The organism is Propionispora vibrioides (assembly GCF_900110485.1).
GTDB lineage: Bacteria > Bacillota > Negativicutes > Propionisporales > Propionisporaceae > Propionispora > Propionispora vibrioides.
Genome location: NZ_FODY01000005.1, coordinates 152,087 through 167,855, shown reverse-complemented (window position 1 = coordinate 167,855; position 15,769 = coordinate 152,087). Strand labels below are relative to the sequence as shown.

18 protein-coding genes are annotated in these 15,769 nt (G+C 46.7%); all 18 read left to right on the top strand.

Annotation, left to right across the window (positions count from 1 at the left end; all coding sequences use genetic code 11):
• The first annotated feature begins 8 nt into the window (after positions 1-8).
• The 18 genes from BMW43_RS06440 (at position 9) to BMW43_RS06355 (ending at position 15,759) form a co-directional block, all read left to right on the top strand.
• Positions 9-632 (top strand): flagellar hook capping FlgD N-terminal domain-containing protein, encoded by a 624-nt coding sequence (locus BMW43_RS06440; RefSeq protein ID WP_091744938.1) that lies wholly within the window; start codon positions 9-11, stop codon positions 630-632.
• A 29-nt stretch (positions 633-661) separates the two neighbouring features.
• Positions 662-1,045, top strand: a complete 384-nt coding sequence (locus tag BMW43_RS06435) for a TIGR02530 family flagellar biosynthesis protein (protein ID WP_091744936.1) — start codon at positions 662-664, stop codon at positions 1,043-1,045.
• Between the two features lie 88 nt (positions 1,046-1,133).
• Positions 1,134-2,771, top strand: a complete 1,638-nt coding sequence (locus BMW43_RS06430) for a flagellar hook protein FlgE (protein ID WP_091744934.1) — start codon at positions 1,134-1,136, stop codon at positions 2,769-2,771.
• A gap of 64 nt (positions 2,772-2,835) precedes the next feature.
• A complete protein-coding gene (locus tag BMW43_RS06425; protein ID WP_091744932.1) occupies positions 2,836-3,033 on the top strand; it encodes a flagellar FlbD family protein in 198 nt (65 codons plus the stop codon).
• A gap of 221 nt (positions 3,034-3,254) precedes the next feature.
• Entirely contained in the window at positions 3,255-3,734 is a 480-nt protein-coding gene (locus BMW43_RS06420; RefSeq protein WP_091744930.1) for a flagellar basal body-associated FliL family protein, read from the top strand.
• 49 nt (positions 3,735-3,783) lie between these two features.
• Entirely contained in the window at positions 3,784-4,785 is a 1,002-nt protein-coding gene (fliM, locus tag BMW43_RS06415) for a flagellar motor switch protein FliM (protein ID WP_091744928.1), read from the top strand.
• On the top strand, positions 4,778-5,935 hold the full coding sequence (gene fliY, locus BMW43_RS06410; RefSeq protein WP_091744926.1) for a flagellar motor switch phosphatase FliY: 1,158 nt from the start codon (positions 4,778-4,780) through the stop codon (positions 5,933-5,935). Before fliM ends, fliY begins: the two co-directional genes overlap by 8 nt.
• 60 nt (positions 5,936-5,995) lie before the next feature.
• Positions 5,996-6,358, top strand: a complete 363-nt coding sequence (locus tag BMW43_RS06405; protein WP_091744924.1) for a response regulator — start codon at positions 5,996-5,998, stop codon at positions 6,356-6,358.
• A 2-nt stretch (positions 6,359-6,360) separates the two neighbouring features.
• The gene (gene fliO, locus BMW43_RS06400) at positions 6,361-6,894 is read left to right on the top strand and encodes a flagellar biosynthetic protein FliO (protein WP_091744922.1); all 534 of its coding nucleotides are present in this window, start codon (positions 6,361-6,363) and stop codon (positions 6,892-6,894) included.
• Between the two features lie 24 nt (positions 6,895-6,918).
• Entirely contained in the window at positions 6,919-7,662 is a 744-nt protein-coding gene (gene fliP / locus BMW43_RS06395; protein ID WP_245732251.1) for a flagellar type III secretion system pore protein FliP, read from the top strand.
• Positions 7,663-7,673: 11 nt separating this feature from the next.
• Positions 7,674-7,943, top strand: a complete 270-nt coding sequence (fliQ, locus tag BMW43_RS06390) for a flagellar biosynthesis protein FliQ (protein WP_091744917.1) — start codon at positions 7,674-7,676, stop codon at positions 7,941-7,943.
• Between the two features lie 57 nt (positions 7,944-8,000).
• On the top strand, positions 8,001-8,780 hold the full coding sequence (fliR, locus tag BMW43_RS06385) for a flagellar biosynthetic protein FliR (RefSeq protein WP_091744914.1): 780 nt from the start codon (positions 8,001-8,003) through the stop codon (positions 8,778-8,780).
• A complete protein-coding gene (gene flhB, locus BMW43_RS06380; RefSeq protein WP_091744912.1) occupies positions 8,734-9,879 on the top strand; it encodes a flagellar biosynthesis protein FlhB in 1,146 nt (381 codons plus the stop codon). Before fliR ends, flhB begins: the two co-directional genes overlap by 47 nt.
• A 46-nt stretch (positions 9,880-9,925) precedes the next feature.
• Complete coding sequence (flhA, locus tag BMW43_RS06375) at positions 9,926-11,989, top strand: flagellar biosynthesis protein FlhA (protein ID WP_091744910.1); 2,064 nt, start codon at positions 9,926-9,928, stop codon at positions 11,987-11,989.
• A 6-nt stretch (positions 11,990-11,995) separates the two neighbouring features.
• A complete protein-coding gene (flhF, locus tag BMW43_RS06370; protein WP_245732250.1) occupies positions 11,996-13,087 on the top strand; it encodes a flagellar biosynthesis GTPase FlhF in 1,092 nt (363 codons plus the stop codon).
• A gap of 3 nt (positions 13,088-13,090) precedes the next feature.
• Positions 13,091-13,975 carry a MinD/ParA family protein gene (locus tag BMW43_RS06365; RefSeq protein ID WP_091744907.1) on the top strand — a complete coding sequence of 295 codons (885 nt, stop codon included), beginning with the start codon at positions 13,091-13,093 and terminating at the stop codon, positions 13,973-13,975.
• Positions 13,972-14,667 carry a flagellar brake protein gene (locus tag BMW43_RS06360; RefSeq protein ID WP_091744905.1) on the top strand — a complete coding sequence of 232 codons (696 nt, stop codon included), beginning with the start codon at positions 13,972-13,974 and terminating at the stop codon, positions 14,665-14,667. Before BMW43_RS06365 ends, BMW43_RS06360 begins: the two co-directional genes overlap by 4 nt.
• Positions 14,668-14,694: 27 nt before the next feature.
• Entirely contained in the window at positions 14,695-15,759 is a 1,065-nt protein-coding gene (locus tag BMW43_RS06355; RefSeq protein WP_091744903.1) for a protein-glutamate methylesterase/protein-glutamine glutaminase, read from the top strand.
• Positions 15,760-15,769: the final 10 nt, after the last annotated feature.

Genomic DNA, 15,769 nt, shown 5'->3' with positions numbered 1-15,769 from the left:
GTTACAATATGTCGACAGTTTCTGATGTTACAGGAACTACTTCCAGTACAACAGCATTAACCAGTGGGAAAAGTAATATTTTAGGGAAAGATGATTTTCTAAAACTGCTAATTACTCAATTACAAAATCAAGATCCTTTAAATCCAACCAGTGATCAGGATTTTATTGCGCAAATGGCACAGTTTTCAAGTCTGGAGCAAATGCAGAATATGAATTCTTCGCTCTTGACCTCACAGGCCAGCACTCTGATCGGTAAAACGGTTTCCTGGACAGGTGATGATTCACAGGTCCATGGTGGTACGGTGCAGGGCGTGTCGATGGTAAACGGGCAGCCGAAATTGATCGTGGATGAACCGTTCCTGGCTACGTCCAGTGATGGGAAGACGGTGCAACTGCTTTCCGATCCTACCGGCAAGACTATTCAATGGAAAGACAGCGCCGGAACAACATACAGCGGTTATGTGGCCAAAGTAGAGATCGTTAATGGTGTGCCGCAAATTACGGTGGACACGACGGCCATGGATTCGAATGGCAACACCAAGACGGTAGAGGGAATTCTTGATTTGAGCAAGGTAAAAAATCTGGTTGTAAAAACACAAGTGGATATGTCAAAAGTCAGCACCATTGAATAAAGCAATTGGAATATGGGAGGTGAGCTGATATGACTGACAATCGTATCTACTATCCTCAGCAGCCTGTTCTGCCGGTTTCGTATTCCACGCAGGAAACCAAGACTACGGGAAAGAGCACAAACAGCTCAGATTTTAATCAGATTCTGACAGAAAAACTGAGTGGTGTAAAATTTTCCCAGCATGCGCTGCAGCGACTGCAGAGCCGGAATATTCAACTGAAACAAGAAGAACTGGATAAGCTGGACACGGCTGTCAACAAGGCCGCCAGTAAGGGGGCAAGAGAGTCGTTGGTACTGATGAACAACTTGGCTCTGGTTGTCAGTGTGGCGAACAAAACAGTAATTACGGCGATGGATGGAGCCAGCATGAAAGACAATGTCTTTACGAATATTGACAGTGCGGTAATTGTATAGGCCGGACCTCTTAGGAAGCCTTAAGGTTGCTGAATGACGGAAGCAACCGCTCTTACCTGAAAGATGAAAAAATTGGGGGTTATGCATTATGATGCGTTCACTTTTTTCCGGTGTGGCTGGTCTAAAAAACCACCAAACGCGGATGGATGTAATCGGCAATAATATTGCCAATGTAAATACCATAGGTTACAAAGCCTCGCGGGTAACTTTTGAAGATATGCTGAGCCAGACGTTGCAGGGAGCTTCTAGTGCCGGCAATGGCCAGGGCGGGACTAATCCGATGCAGGTTGGCTTGGGTTCTTCGGTAGCCAGTATTGACACCATTTTCACTGATGGCAGTACTCAGTCTACCGGTAAGCAGACCGATATGGCTATTTCAGGAAATGGATTTTTTATTCTTCAGGCCGGTTCCAACGAAGTGTACACCCGGGCCGGGGACTTTGATTTTGATGAAGTCGGCAATTTGGTTGTTCCTGGTTCCGGTTACCGAGTTATGGGTTGGAACGTTGATTCCTCAGGAGCTATTAATACTGGCGGCAGCCTATCGCCTATCGTCATTTCTCCGACGAAAGTTATGCCGCCGAAAGCTACTACCGGTATCGATTATAGCGGCAATTTGACGGGTTCGACTACGGCTGGTGTAGGCACCACGGCGCAAACTTCAATTGACACGTATGATTCACTGGGGGAAAAACATAAAGTTACCCAGAATTATTTAAAAATAGGCGATAATACTTGGCTATATACCAACAGTGTGGCAAACGGGACAATTACCGGTGGTAAGTATGGGATTATGACGTTTAAATCAGACGGAACAGTGGATTCGGTTAAGGATGTAACAATGGGGGCTGTACCAACAGCGACGGTAACTTTTTCGTCAATGTCACTCAACAATACTGCAGCGTCAACAGGTACAAGCTATTTTACCGCAGCAGACTCGTCTGGCGCACTGCATGTGTATAAAATGACTTTAACGAATACGACTCCTTATGCTGCTGGAAGTACTAATGGAGAATGGAGCTATACTATTAGTGATGCGTCCGATAGCACGAATGCTTCGTTGGGATCGGGGACTATTACATGCGACAATGGTACCGGAACCTATTCTTTTGCTCCAGCCAGTGCAACCTTAAATGGCAGTAGTGTTGCTTTGGCAGTAGGTACTTCGTCGGCACCAACGGCTGGGGCTACTTCAATGACGGCTTCTGTGCCTTACACAGTTGGAGCCAGCTTGTCTGACTTGGCGATTACCCCGACCAATAGTGCTGCCGCTATGACGGTTAGTTTAGCTTCCATGAACAATATTACCCAGTATGGTGGGTCCGATTCCTCTACGGTGACGGCTATTGATCAGAACGGTTATACCGCCGGTACGCTGCAGAAGAAAACAGTTGACAGCTCGGGTACCATCACCGGAACATTTAGCAATGGGGAAACGATGAAGCTGGCTCAGGTTGCTCTGGCTACTTTTAGTAATCCTGGCGGTTTGACCAAGGTGGGCGACAGTCTGTATGAGAGATCGAACAATTCGGGAGAGCCGCAGCGCGGCGTTGCCGGTGACGGTGGTCGGGGCAAAATTGCTGCCAGTTCGCTGGAAATGTCTAATGTAGATTTGTCACAGGAATTTAGTGACATGATCGTCACCCAGAGAGGATTCCAGGCAAATTCCAAGATTATTACCACGTCCGATGAAATGCTGGAAATACTGGCAAACCTCAAGCGGTAATAAGAAATAGGGGGGGTGAATCCCCCCTCTATTTTAAATTTTTAGTGATTAGAGGAGAGATACCATGATAAGAGTGACAAGACTGAAATCGCAGGACCGGGATTTCATTTTAAATGCGGAATTGATTGAAACTATTGAGGCAACTCCCGATACAGTGATTACCCTTACCAACGGTAAAAAACTGATTGTGGAAGAGACACCACAGGAAATTGTGCGTAATGTGATGGAGTACAGACGGGCTATTTTCCGTAATTTGCGTTAAATCTTAACAAATATTCGAAGACCGGCTTGTGCAGGAGCTGGTAAAATATTGGCAATAAAAATTTGGTGAAAATGAACTTAGTGGAAGGTAATTATCATGATTCTGTAGAATTTTGTAAGATCATGGTTCATAGGTATGAAAACAAGGTAGGGGATAGAGTGCATGGCGTTATTCCCTAGTCAATATAGTGCTTGCAGGTATTTTACATGGGGGTGTAGTCGTTGGCTGAAGAGAAAAAAAAGACTCCTGTCATGCTAATTGTTGGTATCTTGGTGTTTGGTCTGTTGTTGGCGGGAGGTATTTCCTATTTTATTGCTACAAAGATTGTTATGAGCAACAGCGTAAAAGAGGGTGAGGGAAAAAGCGCCCATCATGAGCCGGGTGTCTTCATGAAGCTAGGTGATGCCAAAGAAGGGCTGATCTTAAACATCGGAGGCGTAAACAGCGGCCGTTTCCTGAAAATCGGTCTGATTCTTGAAGTCAAACCGGAAAAGACTGAAGCGACGGAGGGAAAAATGCCTTCGCCCAGTGAAGTGAAAATTCTGGACGCGGTGGTACGTACGTTGCGATCGCAGAAAATTGAAGATTTTGAACCGCAAAAACAAGAACAACTAAAAGAACTCATCAAAAATGAGGTCAATAAATCCCTGGGTGAAGATCGTGTATATGAAGTCTATATAACGAATTTCGTTCTTCAATAAAGAGCATTGGCAGCCAGGCATATGATCAGGGAAAGAAGGAGGAGGAACGTTGGCAGGAGATGTATTAAGCCAGACTGAGATTGACGATTTATTGTCGGCTTTGTCGACAGGCGTGGTTTCAGCAGAGGATATTCAAACAGAGCAGAAGCAGAAAAAAATAAAAGTATATGATTTTAAACGGCCGGATAAGTTTTCAAAAGACCAGATCCGCACGTTATATATGCTGCATGAAAATTTTGCCCGTCTGCTAAATACCTATCTTTCCACCCATTTGAGAACGCTGGTGCATATTGATGTAGCGTCGGTAGACCAATTGACCTATGAAGAGTTCATTCGTTCTCTGCCAAACCCCAGTGTTATTAGTGTATTTCAAATGCGCCCCTTAAAGGGCAATGTAATTTTAGATATAAATCCGAATATTGTGTTTTCCATTATTGAGCGGCTGTTTGGTGGCAGTGGACAGGCACCGGGGAAGCCGCGGGCGCTTACCGATATTGAGGAAGCTATTACCAAGCGTGTGATTAGTAAGGCGCTGGAAAGCTTTCAGGAAGCCTGGAAACAGGTGGTGACCATCGAGCCGCGTTTGGAAGTAATTGAGACCAATCCGCAGTTTACCCAAATTGTTCCACCTAATGATATGGTTGTTATTGTCACTTTGCAGACCAAAATTGGTCAGACGGAAGGACTTATCAATATCTGTATTCCCTATCTTGTTTTGGAACCGATCATGTCCAAACTGACCACTACTTTCTGGGTGTCGTCGGCATCTACCAGGCAGTCGCTGCCGGAACATATCAATGCGCTGCAGCGCAAACTGGAACGGACTTTCATCCCGATGATTGTGGAACTTGGCGGCAGTACTATTACGGTTCAGGAACTGTTAGGCCTAACTGTCGGTGACGTACTGCAGTTGGATACCAAGTTTGAAGAGGATTTGCTGCTCCGGATCGGACAGCGAGAAAAGTTCAAGTGCAAGCCCGGTCTTTCCGGCAGTAAGGTTGCTATACAAATTACTGAAAAACTAGTAGAAGGAGATGATAACGATGAATGATGGCTTTCTGTCTCAGGAAGAAATTGACGCTTTGCTAAAAGGCGGCGATACGCCTTCATCTCCTCCGGCAACGCAAGCGGCACAGGCGGAGCTAACGGATATCGAAAAAGATGCTCTTGGTGAAATCGGCAACATATCGATGGGCAGTGCGGCAACTTCTTTGTCTATTTTATTGGGGCGGCGCGTATCCATCACTACGCCGAAGGTATCCATTTCTACGCTGGAGGAAATACAAAATCAATATCCTTTGCCATATTTGGTGATCGAAGTCGGCTATACCCAGGGAATTAATGGAACGAACTTGCTGGCGGTGCGGGAAAATGACTCGCTTATTATTGCCGATTTGATGATGGGCAATGACGGCACCAATCCTCCCGGTGAATTAAGTGAGCTTTATATGAGCGCGGTAGGCGAGGCCATGAATCAAATGATGGGATCTGTGGCCACTTCGATGTCGACTATCTTTAAAAAGAAAATTGATATATCGCCGCCGGTGGTCAACCTGGTTGATTTTGCTACCAGCAAGGATATCAGCACGATGGCGGCAAAGTCGGAAAGTGTGGTCAGGGTTGCCTTCCGGATGGAAGTGGAAAATCTGATTGATAGTGAAATTATGCAGATTCTGCCGGTAGATGTGGCGAAAGAAATGGTGGACAGTCTGATGAATGTGGTGCAAGCCGAGTCGGCTGCGCCGCCGGCACCGGCTAAACCGGCGCCTCAGTCAGCACCAGCTATGGCTGCAACGGCACCGCAGAGTCAGCCGGCAGCGGCTTATGCCCAGCAGGCGGCAGCAGCGGTTGCCATGGCTCCTAAACAGGCTGTTGCATCCAATGTTACCGTGCAGCCGGTCCAGTTTGCTCCGTTGGTACAGCCTTCGCTGACAGTAGGAGAGACAAATATCGGTCTGCTGCTGGATGTTCCGCTGCAGGTTACGGTAGAACTGGGACGTACCCGCAAGCTGATTCGGGAAATTCTGGAACTGACGCCTGGCGCGGTGATCGAATTGGACAAGCTGGCCGGAGAGCCGGTGGATATACTGGCTAATGGCAAGCTGATTGCCAAGGGAGAAGTGGTTGTCATTGATGAGAATTTCGGGGTCCGGATTACAGACATTATCAGTCCGCTGGAGCGGGCGGTCAATTTGCAGTAACTGATGGACAGTGCCTGTCCCGCCTACAAGAATCAAGATTAAGATAGGAGAGATTTATATATGGCAACAAAGATATTAGTGGTAGATGACGCAGCATTTATGAGAATGATGATTAAAGATATTTTATCGAAAAATGGTTATGAAGTTGTGGGGGAAGCAGAAAACGGCCTGAAGGCTGTGGAAAAGTGGCAGGAATTGCATCCCGATCTTACGACAATGGATATTACCATGCCTGAAATGGACGGGATCAGCGCGGTGAAGGAAATTAAAAAAATAGACCCCGGTGCCAAAATTATCATGTGCAGTGCCATGGGGCAGCAGGCCATGGTTATTGAAGCCATTCAATCAGGCGCCCGGGACTTTATTGTAAAGCCTTTCCAGCCGGACCGGGTATTAGAGGCAGTCAGAAAAGCAGTTGGCTAAACATGATAAGGAAAGTAATTGCTTGTTTGTTGCTGCTTAGTGCGGTTTTTCTGCCCTTACAGATTCTGGCTCAGGAGACGACCGGTACATATTTGCAGTACCAGGAGCCTAAAGCTCCGGAAATCTCCTGGCTGTCTTCTATCGCTTATATCTTTTCCTTGCTGGTTACCTTTGGGGTTATTTTGTTTTTGGCGTATCTTGCATCACGCTTCCTGGGTCAAAAAATGGGAAGCTTGTCGGCAGTCAATGGCGGGCGGATACTAAGCTCTATTCCTTTGGGTGCCAACCGCGCCGTACAGGTGGTTGAAATTGCCGGGAAAGTGCTTGTATTGGGTGTAACTGACCATACGATTGTGTTATTGCAGGAAATTACGGATGAAACGGAAATTGCCAGGCTTAAGGATAGACCGGCGGCCACGGTACAGCCCCAATTCGCCACTTTATTTGAAAGACACCTTACTTCCCTACAGAATATAGCACAAAAGTTTCCCGGAATACTTGATTCACGGCAGGAAAATGATCGTAGGAAGAGGTAACGTGTTGTGTTTAAATATTATGCTATTGTTATAGTTGCGCTCCTGCTTATAACCGGAGTATGTTCTCAAACCGCGGAAGCGGCGCCGTTAGTGCCGTTTCCCAGTGTTAATATCGGTGTGAATTCGGCGGAAAATCCACAGGATACGGCGCTGAGTCTGCAGCTCTTGTTCATGCTGACGGTATTGTCGATAGCACCTTCCATCCTGATTATGATGACATCTTTTACCCGGATTATTGTGGTGTTGTCTTTTTTAAGAAGCGCCCTGGCAACACAGCAGATGCCGCCTAATCAGATACTTGTTGGGTTGGCCTTGTTTCTGACCTTTTACACCATGTCGCCTTATGTGGATCAGATGAATAAAAATGCTTTGCAGCCTTATCTGGCGGGAAGCATCACACAGGAAACCGCCATGACCGAGGCGATGAAGCCGATGCGCGAGTTCATGTTCAAACAAACAAGAGAAAATGATTTAGCGCTTTTTGTCAACCTGGCGGAAAGTGAACGGCCCAACTCACCGGAGGATGTGCCGACGATGACTTTGATTCCGGCTTTTATCATCAGTGAACTTAAAACAGCCTTTCAAATTGGCTTTTTGCTGTATATTCCCTTCATTGTCATTGATATGGTGGTGGCAAGTACTTTGATGGCCATGGGGATGATGATGGTGCCGCCGGCGATGATTTCCTTGCCGTTTAAGATTTTATTGTTTATATTGGTTGACGGGTGGCATTTGATTATTCATTCACTCATTACCAGCTTTAGATAGGGGGCAGACGGATGTCAAGCGATTTAACAATACAGATAGGCCGGGATGCACTTTACATGGTGATGCTGATTTCCGCGCCGATGCTGGGCTTGGGCCTTTTGGTGGGAGTTATGGTCAGTATCTTTCAGGCGACCACACAGATTCAGGAGCAGACGCTGGCGTTTATTCCGAAAATCATTGCCGTATTTATCGCGATTTTGGTTTTTGGTCCCTGGATGCTTAGCTTGCTGGTAGATTATACACGGGAAATTTTTCTCAGCATGCCGACCATGATTCATTGATGATGGCAAATTAACCGGTGGTAACTGGCGCAGTATTATTTTGAGGTGGTAAGGCAGTTGGACATATTCTCCATGATGGAAAATCAGGTCGGGGTATTTTTGTTGATCTTTACCCGGATGAGTGGAATTTGTGTGGCGGCTCCTATCTTTGGCAGCCGGAATCTTCCAGCTTATGCGAAGGCCGGTCTGTCTCTGGCGTTGACCTATGTTATTTTTCCACTGGTCTTTCAGGCTGATATGCATATCCCGGCACAAATACCGCCTTATGTATTTCTTGTTTTTAAAGAATTTATTGTTGGCTTGCTGATTGGCTTTGTCTGTTCTATGGTGTTTCACGCCGTGCAGATGACAGGCAATCTGCTGGATATGCAGATTGGTTTTGGTATTGTCAATACAATTGATCCCATGTCAGGACAACAAATTCCCCTCGTCGGGAATTTTAAATATATTTTAGCGCTGCTTACATTTTTGTCCGTGAACGGACATCATGTGCTGTTATCGGCTCTTTTTTCCAGCTTCCGGATGGTTCCGCTAACCCAGGTGCAGCTACAGCCGCAGTTAGCCGGAATCTTTGTTGATCTGGTCAGCAATATGTTTATCCTGGCTTTTAAAATTAGTTTGCCCGTTCTGGTTGCCATAATTTTGACCGATGTGGCGCTGGGGATACTGGCGCGAACGATGCCGCAGATGAATATTTTTGTCGTAGGTATACCGGGTAAGATTATTATCGGCATTTTTGCCTTATCGTTAGCCTTGCCTTTTTATATTCTTTTTTTGGAAGTGGCATTTAATGGAATGTACAGCGACATGTATCACCTGCTATCCAAGCTTAGATGACGGACAGCCGGGTTATAAGCTGAAACAGCTGGATTTACAGCTTTTCAATGAAGAGAAGACCGAAGATCCGACCGCCAAAAGACAGCAGGAATCGAGGGAAAAGGGTCAAGTTGCCAAGAGTATGGAAGTTAATTCCGTCTTTGTGGTGATGGCCGCCTTCTTGGCTCTTAAGGGTTTTGGCTCTTATATGTACAGTGAACTAACCCGTTTTATGGTATTGCTTTTTTCCTATGGAAATGCTGATTTTACGATAAACAGCATTCATCATTTGTTTATTGAAGCCAGTATTGTCTTTATTAAGGTCTGTTTCCCCATTATGTTTGTTGTGCTGATTACGGCATTAGCGGTGAATTTTCTCCAGGTCGGGTTTCTCTTTTCGCTGGAGCCGCTGATCCCTTCCTTCGATAAATTGAACTTTAACCCGGCAAAGGCTCTGCAAAAGATGTTTTCCAAACGTTCTCTGGCTGAATTGGTAAAGTCATGCATCAAAATTGCCATTGTCGGCTATTTTATTTATCGCTTTGCCGTCCAAGAGACCATGCAGGTGCCTAAACTGGTCAGTGTTGACTTGTTTGATTCCTTGCAATTTATTGCTTCCCTGGTTTTGAATTTAGTTTATCAAATTTCTGCTGTTATGATTATTCTGGCGGCTCTGGATTACTTCTATCAAGGCTGGGAGCATAAGAATAGTCTGAAAATGACCAAGCAGGAAGTCAAGGAAGAATTCAAACAGGTGGAAGGTAATCCGGCGATCAAAAGTAAAATACGGGAGCGACAGCGGGCGATGGCGATGCGTCGGATGATGCAGGAGGTGCCGAAGGCTGATGTCGTGGTTACCAACCCGACTCATTTCGCGGTTGCCCTGAAATATGATAAGTCAATGCCTGCTCCTACGGTGGTGGCTAAAGGGCAGGATTTGATCGCCCAGCGGATTAAGGAAATCGCCAAGGAGCATCGCGTGGTTATTGTGGAAAACAAACCGCTGGCGCGGACCTTGTTCGCCAGCGCTGAAGTTGGGCAGATCATTCCCCAGGACCTGTATCAGGCTGTTGCCGAAGTGCTGGCCTATGTGTTCCGTTTGAAAAAACGTCTTTCTTAGATTTACAATCTACTTTGTGACCAAGCCGCAGAAGGAGTGATGAACTTTGGTTGCACAAACATCTCCGTTTGCCAAAATACTAAAATATAGCGATATCCTTGTAGCTGTGGCATTAATCACAATTGTTATTATGATGATTATTCCGCTGCCGACCCTGATTTTGGACTTATTATTATCTTTGAATATTACCTTGGGTCTAGTGATTGTCATGGTGGCGGTGTATACGGTCAATCCTCTGGAATTTTCCGTATTTCCTTCTTTGCTGTTAATTACCACCCTGTTCCGGTTAGCCTTGAACGTGTCTTCCACAAGATTGATTCTGCTTGACGGCTATGCCGGTGATGTGATCCTGGCGTTCGGTAACTTTGTTGTCGGCGGTAATGCCGTTATCGGGTTTATTATTTTCGTGGTGCTGATCATCATTCAGTTTATTGTTATTACCCGCGGCGCGGAGCGGGTCGCCGAAGTAGCTGCCCGGTTTACACTGGATGCCATGCCCGGTAAGCAGATGAGCATTGACGCCGATTTGAATGCCGGTTTGATCAGTGATGCCGATGCCAGACAGCGCCGCAAGAACATTCAGCAGGAAGCCGATTTTTATGGCGCCATGGATGGAGCCAGTAAATTTGTTAAAGGGGACGCCATTGCCGCTATCATTATTATTATCATCAATATCGTCGGCGGTTTTGTCATTGGCATGTGGCAACGGAATATGGAAATCCTCCAGGCGCTACAAAGCTATACGCTGCTGACTGTGGGGGAAGGCTTGGTCAACCAGATACCGGCCCTCTTAATATCGACGGCTACCGGTATTGTCGTGACGCGGGCCGCGTCCGAGTCGAACCTGGGGCATGATCTTGCCAGCCAGATTTTTGCTAATTCACGCGTCTTCTTTATTGTCTCCGTAGTATTGCTGCTACTGGGCTTTGTTCCGGGGCTGCCGGGCATACCGTTTTTATCGCTCGGCATTATTCTATTCTTTATTGGTTATACATTGCATAAAAATGTTAGATCGGTTGCGCAACAAGAGATTGATAATCAGGAAGAAAAAGAAAAAGAAGAGGTCCGCAAACCGGAAAATATCGTTTCGCTCCTGCAGGTTGATCCAATGGAGCTGGAGATTGGCTACAGTCTAATTCCCATGGTAGATGTAGGGCAGGGCGGTGATTTGTTGGACCGGGTTGTCATGATCCGGCGCCAGTGCGCTCTGGAAATGGGCCTGGTTGTCCCTACCATCCGTATTCGCGATAATATCCAGCTCAAGCCCAATGTGTATGTAATTAAGCTGAAGGGCATTGAAATTGCTAAAGGCGAGCTTTTGTTAGATCATTATATGGCGATGAATCCAGGAACCGTCTTTGAGGAAATGACCGGCATTGAGACAGTGGAACCTGCTTTTGGCCTGCCGGCGCTCTGGATTCAGGAGGCCAACCGGGAGCAGGCGGAATTGGCCGGTTATACCGTGGTCGATCCGGTTTCTGTTTTGGCCACTCATTTGACTGAAGTGATTAAAACCTTTGCGGCGGAAATATTGGGTCGTCAGGAGACGCAGACGCTGCTTGACGGGGTAAAACAGCATAACGCTGCATTGGTTGATGAACTTACGCCGAATTTACTGTCAGTTGGTGATATACAAAAAGTTCTGGCCAATTTGTTGAGGGAACGGATTTCCATTCGGGATATGGTAACTATTTTGTCTACTTTGTGCGATTACGCAGCCTTAAGCAAGGATGTCGAACTGTTATCGGAATATGTGCGGCATGCACTGGCCCGGCAAATTTCCCGGCAATATGCTCCCAATGACACGCTGGCCTGTTTGACGATTGATCCTCAGTTGGAAAATAAAATTTCATCTTCCGTACAGCGTACCGAGCGTGGCTCCTTTGTGGCGCTGGATCCTAATACCATGCAAGTGTTGATCAGAAATTTGAATACTGAACTGCAAAAATTAACGAATATGGGCTATCAGCCGCTTATTCTGGCTAGCCCGGCGGTCAGATTGTATTTCCGCAAATTGACGGAGCGGGTTGCACCGACACTGACAGTACTTTCTTATGCGGAATTAGAACCTAAAGTGGAAGTTCAGGCGTTAGGGATGGTGAAAGTATAATTGAAAGTGAAAATTTTTACTGCTGCCACCATGCAGGAAGGTATGGCACAAATTAAAAGTGAATTAGGCCGTGATGCCGTCATTCTTCACACCCGCCGGTTGAAAAAGGGCGGAGTGATGGGTTTTTTCGGCAAGGAAGTGATTGAAATTACCGCCGGGGTGGAAGCAACGGCACAGGCAATGGTTCCGGTGCCGGAAGTCAAAATGCCTCCGGCCAGACCTGTCCTCACTGACGGTGATTCTAAAATGACGGCGGTACAATTGGAACTCGGTACGATGCGTAAGCTCTTGGAACAGGTTTTGCATAAGATTCCGCTCCAGGAAGAAAAAAAATCGCCCGTCTTTGCCATGCTGGAGCAAAACGACATTGATGGACAGATTGCAGCCGAACTGGTCAGGGAAGCTGCCAAGACGAAATTTCCGGCGGGCATACATTTTACGGAGGATCAGGCTGTCCTGGAAGTTCTGCGCACTTATCTGCAACGGATTGAAGGAATTACAGTCCTGCCGAATGCAACAAAGACGGTAGCCTTTATCGGGCCGACCGGTGTGGGAAAGACGACCACCATCGCCAAACTGGCTGCCAATTTTGCCATTAAGGAAGGATATAAGGTAGCGCTGATTACGGCTGATACCTACCGGATTTCAGCGGTTGAACAATTAAAAACCTACGCCGATATTATCGGCGTTCCTATCGAAATTGTCTATACCCCCGACGAACTGAAGCTGGCTATTCAGCGGCATCAGGACAAGCAGCTGATTCTTATCGATACGGCGGGCCGCAGCCCCAAAAACCAGTACCAGTTGGGTGAACTGCAGGATTTGCTGGAAATTAATCCTTATATCGAAGTGCATCTGGTATTAAGTATGACTACGAAATATAAAGAGGCGTTGGATATTGTTCATAACTTTTCCGGCTGTTCACCTCAAAAATTCTTATTCACCAAACTTGACGAAGCCAGGAATATCGGTACCATGCTCAATTTACTATATCAGTTTCCGGTCACCCTTTCCTATGTGGCTACCGGCCAAAATGTTCCCGATGATATTGAACTGGCCGATCCCGGTAAGTTAATGAATTTAATACTGAAGGAGTAAGCTATGCGGGATCAAGCAGAAAAATTAAGAAAGATTGTTCAGCAGTCCCGTTTTGCCAATCACACGCCTTTGCCGGCCAAAAACCGGGCTAAGACCCGTGTCATTGCTGTGACAAGCGGTAAAGGCGGTGTGGGGAAAACGAATTTTACCGTAAACCTGGCCTTGGCATTAGCCGGTCTGGACCAGAAGGTTGTTTTGCTGGACGCCGACCTGGGGATGGCCAACGTAGATGTGGTGTTGGGCTGTCCGGCCACTTACAATTTGCTGAACCTGGTCGAAGACCGTATTCATATTGAAGATGTCACGGTAAATGGACCGCGAGGCATACGCTTCCTTTCCGGCGGATCGGGAGTATATGAACTGGCTAACATGAATTCCGTTCAAATACAGCATACTCTCAGTCAACTCAGTACCCTGGAAGATTGGGCAGACATCATTTTAGTTGACACAGGCGCAGGTATCGGTCGTAATGTGCTTGACTTTGTCATTGCAGCCGATGAAGTGATTATTATTACGACGCCTGAACCGACGGCGATGACCGATGCTTATGCAATGATGAAGGTGTATGCCGGACAGCGGGGGAGTTCGCCGTTGCGGCTGGTGGTGAACAGGGTGCTCGATTCACAGGAGGGACGGGATGTGACGGAGCGGCTAAATACCGTGGCTACACGCTTTTTAGGACTGCAGCTTCATAGTCTGGGTATGGTTTATGAAGATACCAATATGCGTCAGGCGGTAAAATTCCAAACTCCGGTGTTGCTTGCTTACCCGGATAGCGTAGCTTCCCAATGTATTGAGAGCATTGCGCGAAAACTGCTGTATACCGGCAGTCCCAGTGTGCTGACAGGAATCAGGGGCTTTTTTAATCGAATATTTGACATTATTTGATAATTTTTAGTAATTTTTTACGGCAAGGAGGAATCCTTATTTTAGAAGAAGAAGTATTTAAGATAAATCAACGTCTGACTTTGATTTTACCGGAAAAGGTTAGTATAGCCGAGTGTTATAGCCGCATAGAGGATATGACTCCCGAGGCCATGACAATTGCTATGCCGATGAGCAAAGGATATCCCATCATTATTCCCAATGGAAGTACCGTCTGGGGCAGAGTGGTGGAAAACGGCCAGGTGTATCAATTTCAAAGCACCGTTACAGGCAAGAGGATATCGCCGTTGCCTGTTTGGATCTTAACCTTGCCTACCAATATTACTAAAGTACAGCAGCGTTCCTTTGTCCGGTTGGATATTGTCTTACCTGTTAAAATCCAAGTGGTATCTGAACAACAGGATGAGGACGCGCCTTTGCATGATCTGCTGACTAAGAATATCAGCGGCGGCGGCGTTTGCCTGATTAGTCAGGACAAACTTAAGCTTGGCACCAAACTGAATGTGCAGCTCCAGCTTCCCGAACAGGAAGCCTGGACAATTGCCAGTGATGTGGTTAGATTGGATATGCCGCAGAATGACCGGCAGTTATATTGGATCGGTGTTAGATTTTTGGATATTGCAGAACCCATAAGAAACCGGCTGATTCGTTTTATTTTCAGAAAACAGTTGGAACAGCGGCAGAAAGAAGTGTAGTTTTAACGGGATGGGGTGGATTTGAGCATGATTAAAGTATTAATTGTTGAGGACTCTGCGTTTATGCGAAAATTGCTATCCGATGTATTTTCCGCTGAGTCGGACTTTATAGTAGATACGGCACGCAATGGCAAAGATGCTCTTGATAAAATAAAAAGATTTAAACCCGATTTGATTACTATGGATGTGGAAATGCCGGTTATGGACGGTCTGACAGCCTTAGAAATCATCATGAGGGAAAACCCCACACCGGTAGTTATGGTTAGCAGTCTGACAAGAGATGGCGCCGAAGCCACCATGAAAGCTCTGGACTTGGGAGCGGTTGATTTTGTGGCCAAAACCGCCGGGCCTATATCCAGTGTGGCGGGCATCGGTACTGAAATTATAAATAAATGCCGGGCGGCAGCTCAGGTAAATGTGCAGAATTTGCGCCGAAGGCCTTTTAGTGCCGTGCCTGCGCCTCCAAGACCGGTCGCTTCTCCCGCTTCCTTTAAAACACCGGAATATCCGGCTGTCTCCGAGGAGCGTATCGTGGCAATCGGTACCTCGACCGGTGGTCCGCGGGCCTTGCAAGAAATTATTACAAAGCTTCCAGGCAACCTGCCTTGCGGTGTGGTTGTTGTCCAGCATATGCCTCCCGGTTTTACTAAATCGCTGTCGGAACGCTTGAACTCGTTATCTTCGGTAACTGTAAAAGAGGCGGAGCATAATGATGTCATCAAACCGGGATTAGTGCTTATTGCTCCCGGTGATTATCATATGACGGTGGAGATAGAAGGTGGCAGGAAGGTAGTCAAACTTGCTCAGAATCCGCCAATCGGCGGTCATCGTCCGGCCGTTGATCCGATGCTGGAATCGGTAGCCAAGCTATACGGCGCCAAAGCGGTCGGCGTCATCCTAACCGGAATGGGCCATGACGGGGCCAAAGGGATGCAAACCATCAGGCAGCAAAAAGGGTATACGATAGCTGAAGATCAATCAACTTCTGTAGTTTTTGGAATGCCCAAGGCGGCCATAGAATTGGGAGTTATTGATAAAGTCCTGCCACTTCCGGCCATTGCGTCGGAAATTGTTAGATCTCTCGCTAAATAATAGCTACTAC

Bases quoted from the DNA above. Each gene is read 5' to 3' on its own strand.
- BMW43_RS06440 (WP_091744938.1), top strand. From the start codon at position 9: ATGTCGACAGTTTCTGATGTTACAGGAACTACTTCCAGTACAACAGCA.
- BMW43_RS06435 (WP_091744936.1), top strand. From the start codon at position 662: ATGACTGACAATCGTATCTACTATCCTCAGCAGCCTGTTCTGCCGGTT.
- BMW43_RS06430 (WP_091744934.1), top strand. From the start codon at position 1,134: ATGATGCGTTCACTTTTTTCCGGTGTGGCTGGTCTAAAAAACCACCAA.
- BMW43_RS06425 (WP_091744932.1), top strand. From the start codon at position 2,836: ATGATAAGAGTGACAAGACTGAAATCGCAGGACCGGGATTTCATTTTA.
- fliY (WP_091744926.1), top strand. From the start codon at position 4,778: ATGAATGATGGCTTTCTGTCTCAGGAAGAAATTGACGCTTTGCTAAAA.
- BMW43_RS06405 (WP_091744924.1), top strand. From the start codon at position 5,996: ATGGCAACAAAGATATTAGTGGTAGATGACGCAGCATTTATGAGAATG.
- fliO (WP_091744922.1), top strand. From the start codon at position 6,361: ATGATAAGGAAAGTAATTGCTTGTTTGTTGCTGCTTAGTGCGGTTTTT.
- fliQ (WP_091744917.1), top strand. From the start codon at position 7,674: ATGTCAAGCGATTTAACAATACAGATAGGCCGGGATGCACTTTACATG.
- flhB (WP_091744912.1), top strand. From the start codon at position 8,734: ATGGAATGTACAGCGACATGTATCACCTGCTATCCAAGCTTAGATGAC.
- BMW43_RS06365 (WP_091744907.1), top strand. From the start codon at position 13,091: ATGCGGGATCAAGCAGAAAAATTAAGAAAGATTGTTCAGCAGTCCCGT.
- BMW43_RS06355 (WP_091744903.1), top strand. From the start codon at position 14,695: ATGATTAAAGTATTAATTGTTGAGGACTCTGCGTTTATGCGAAAATTG.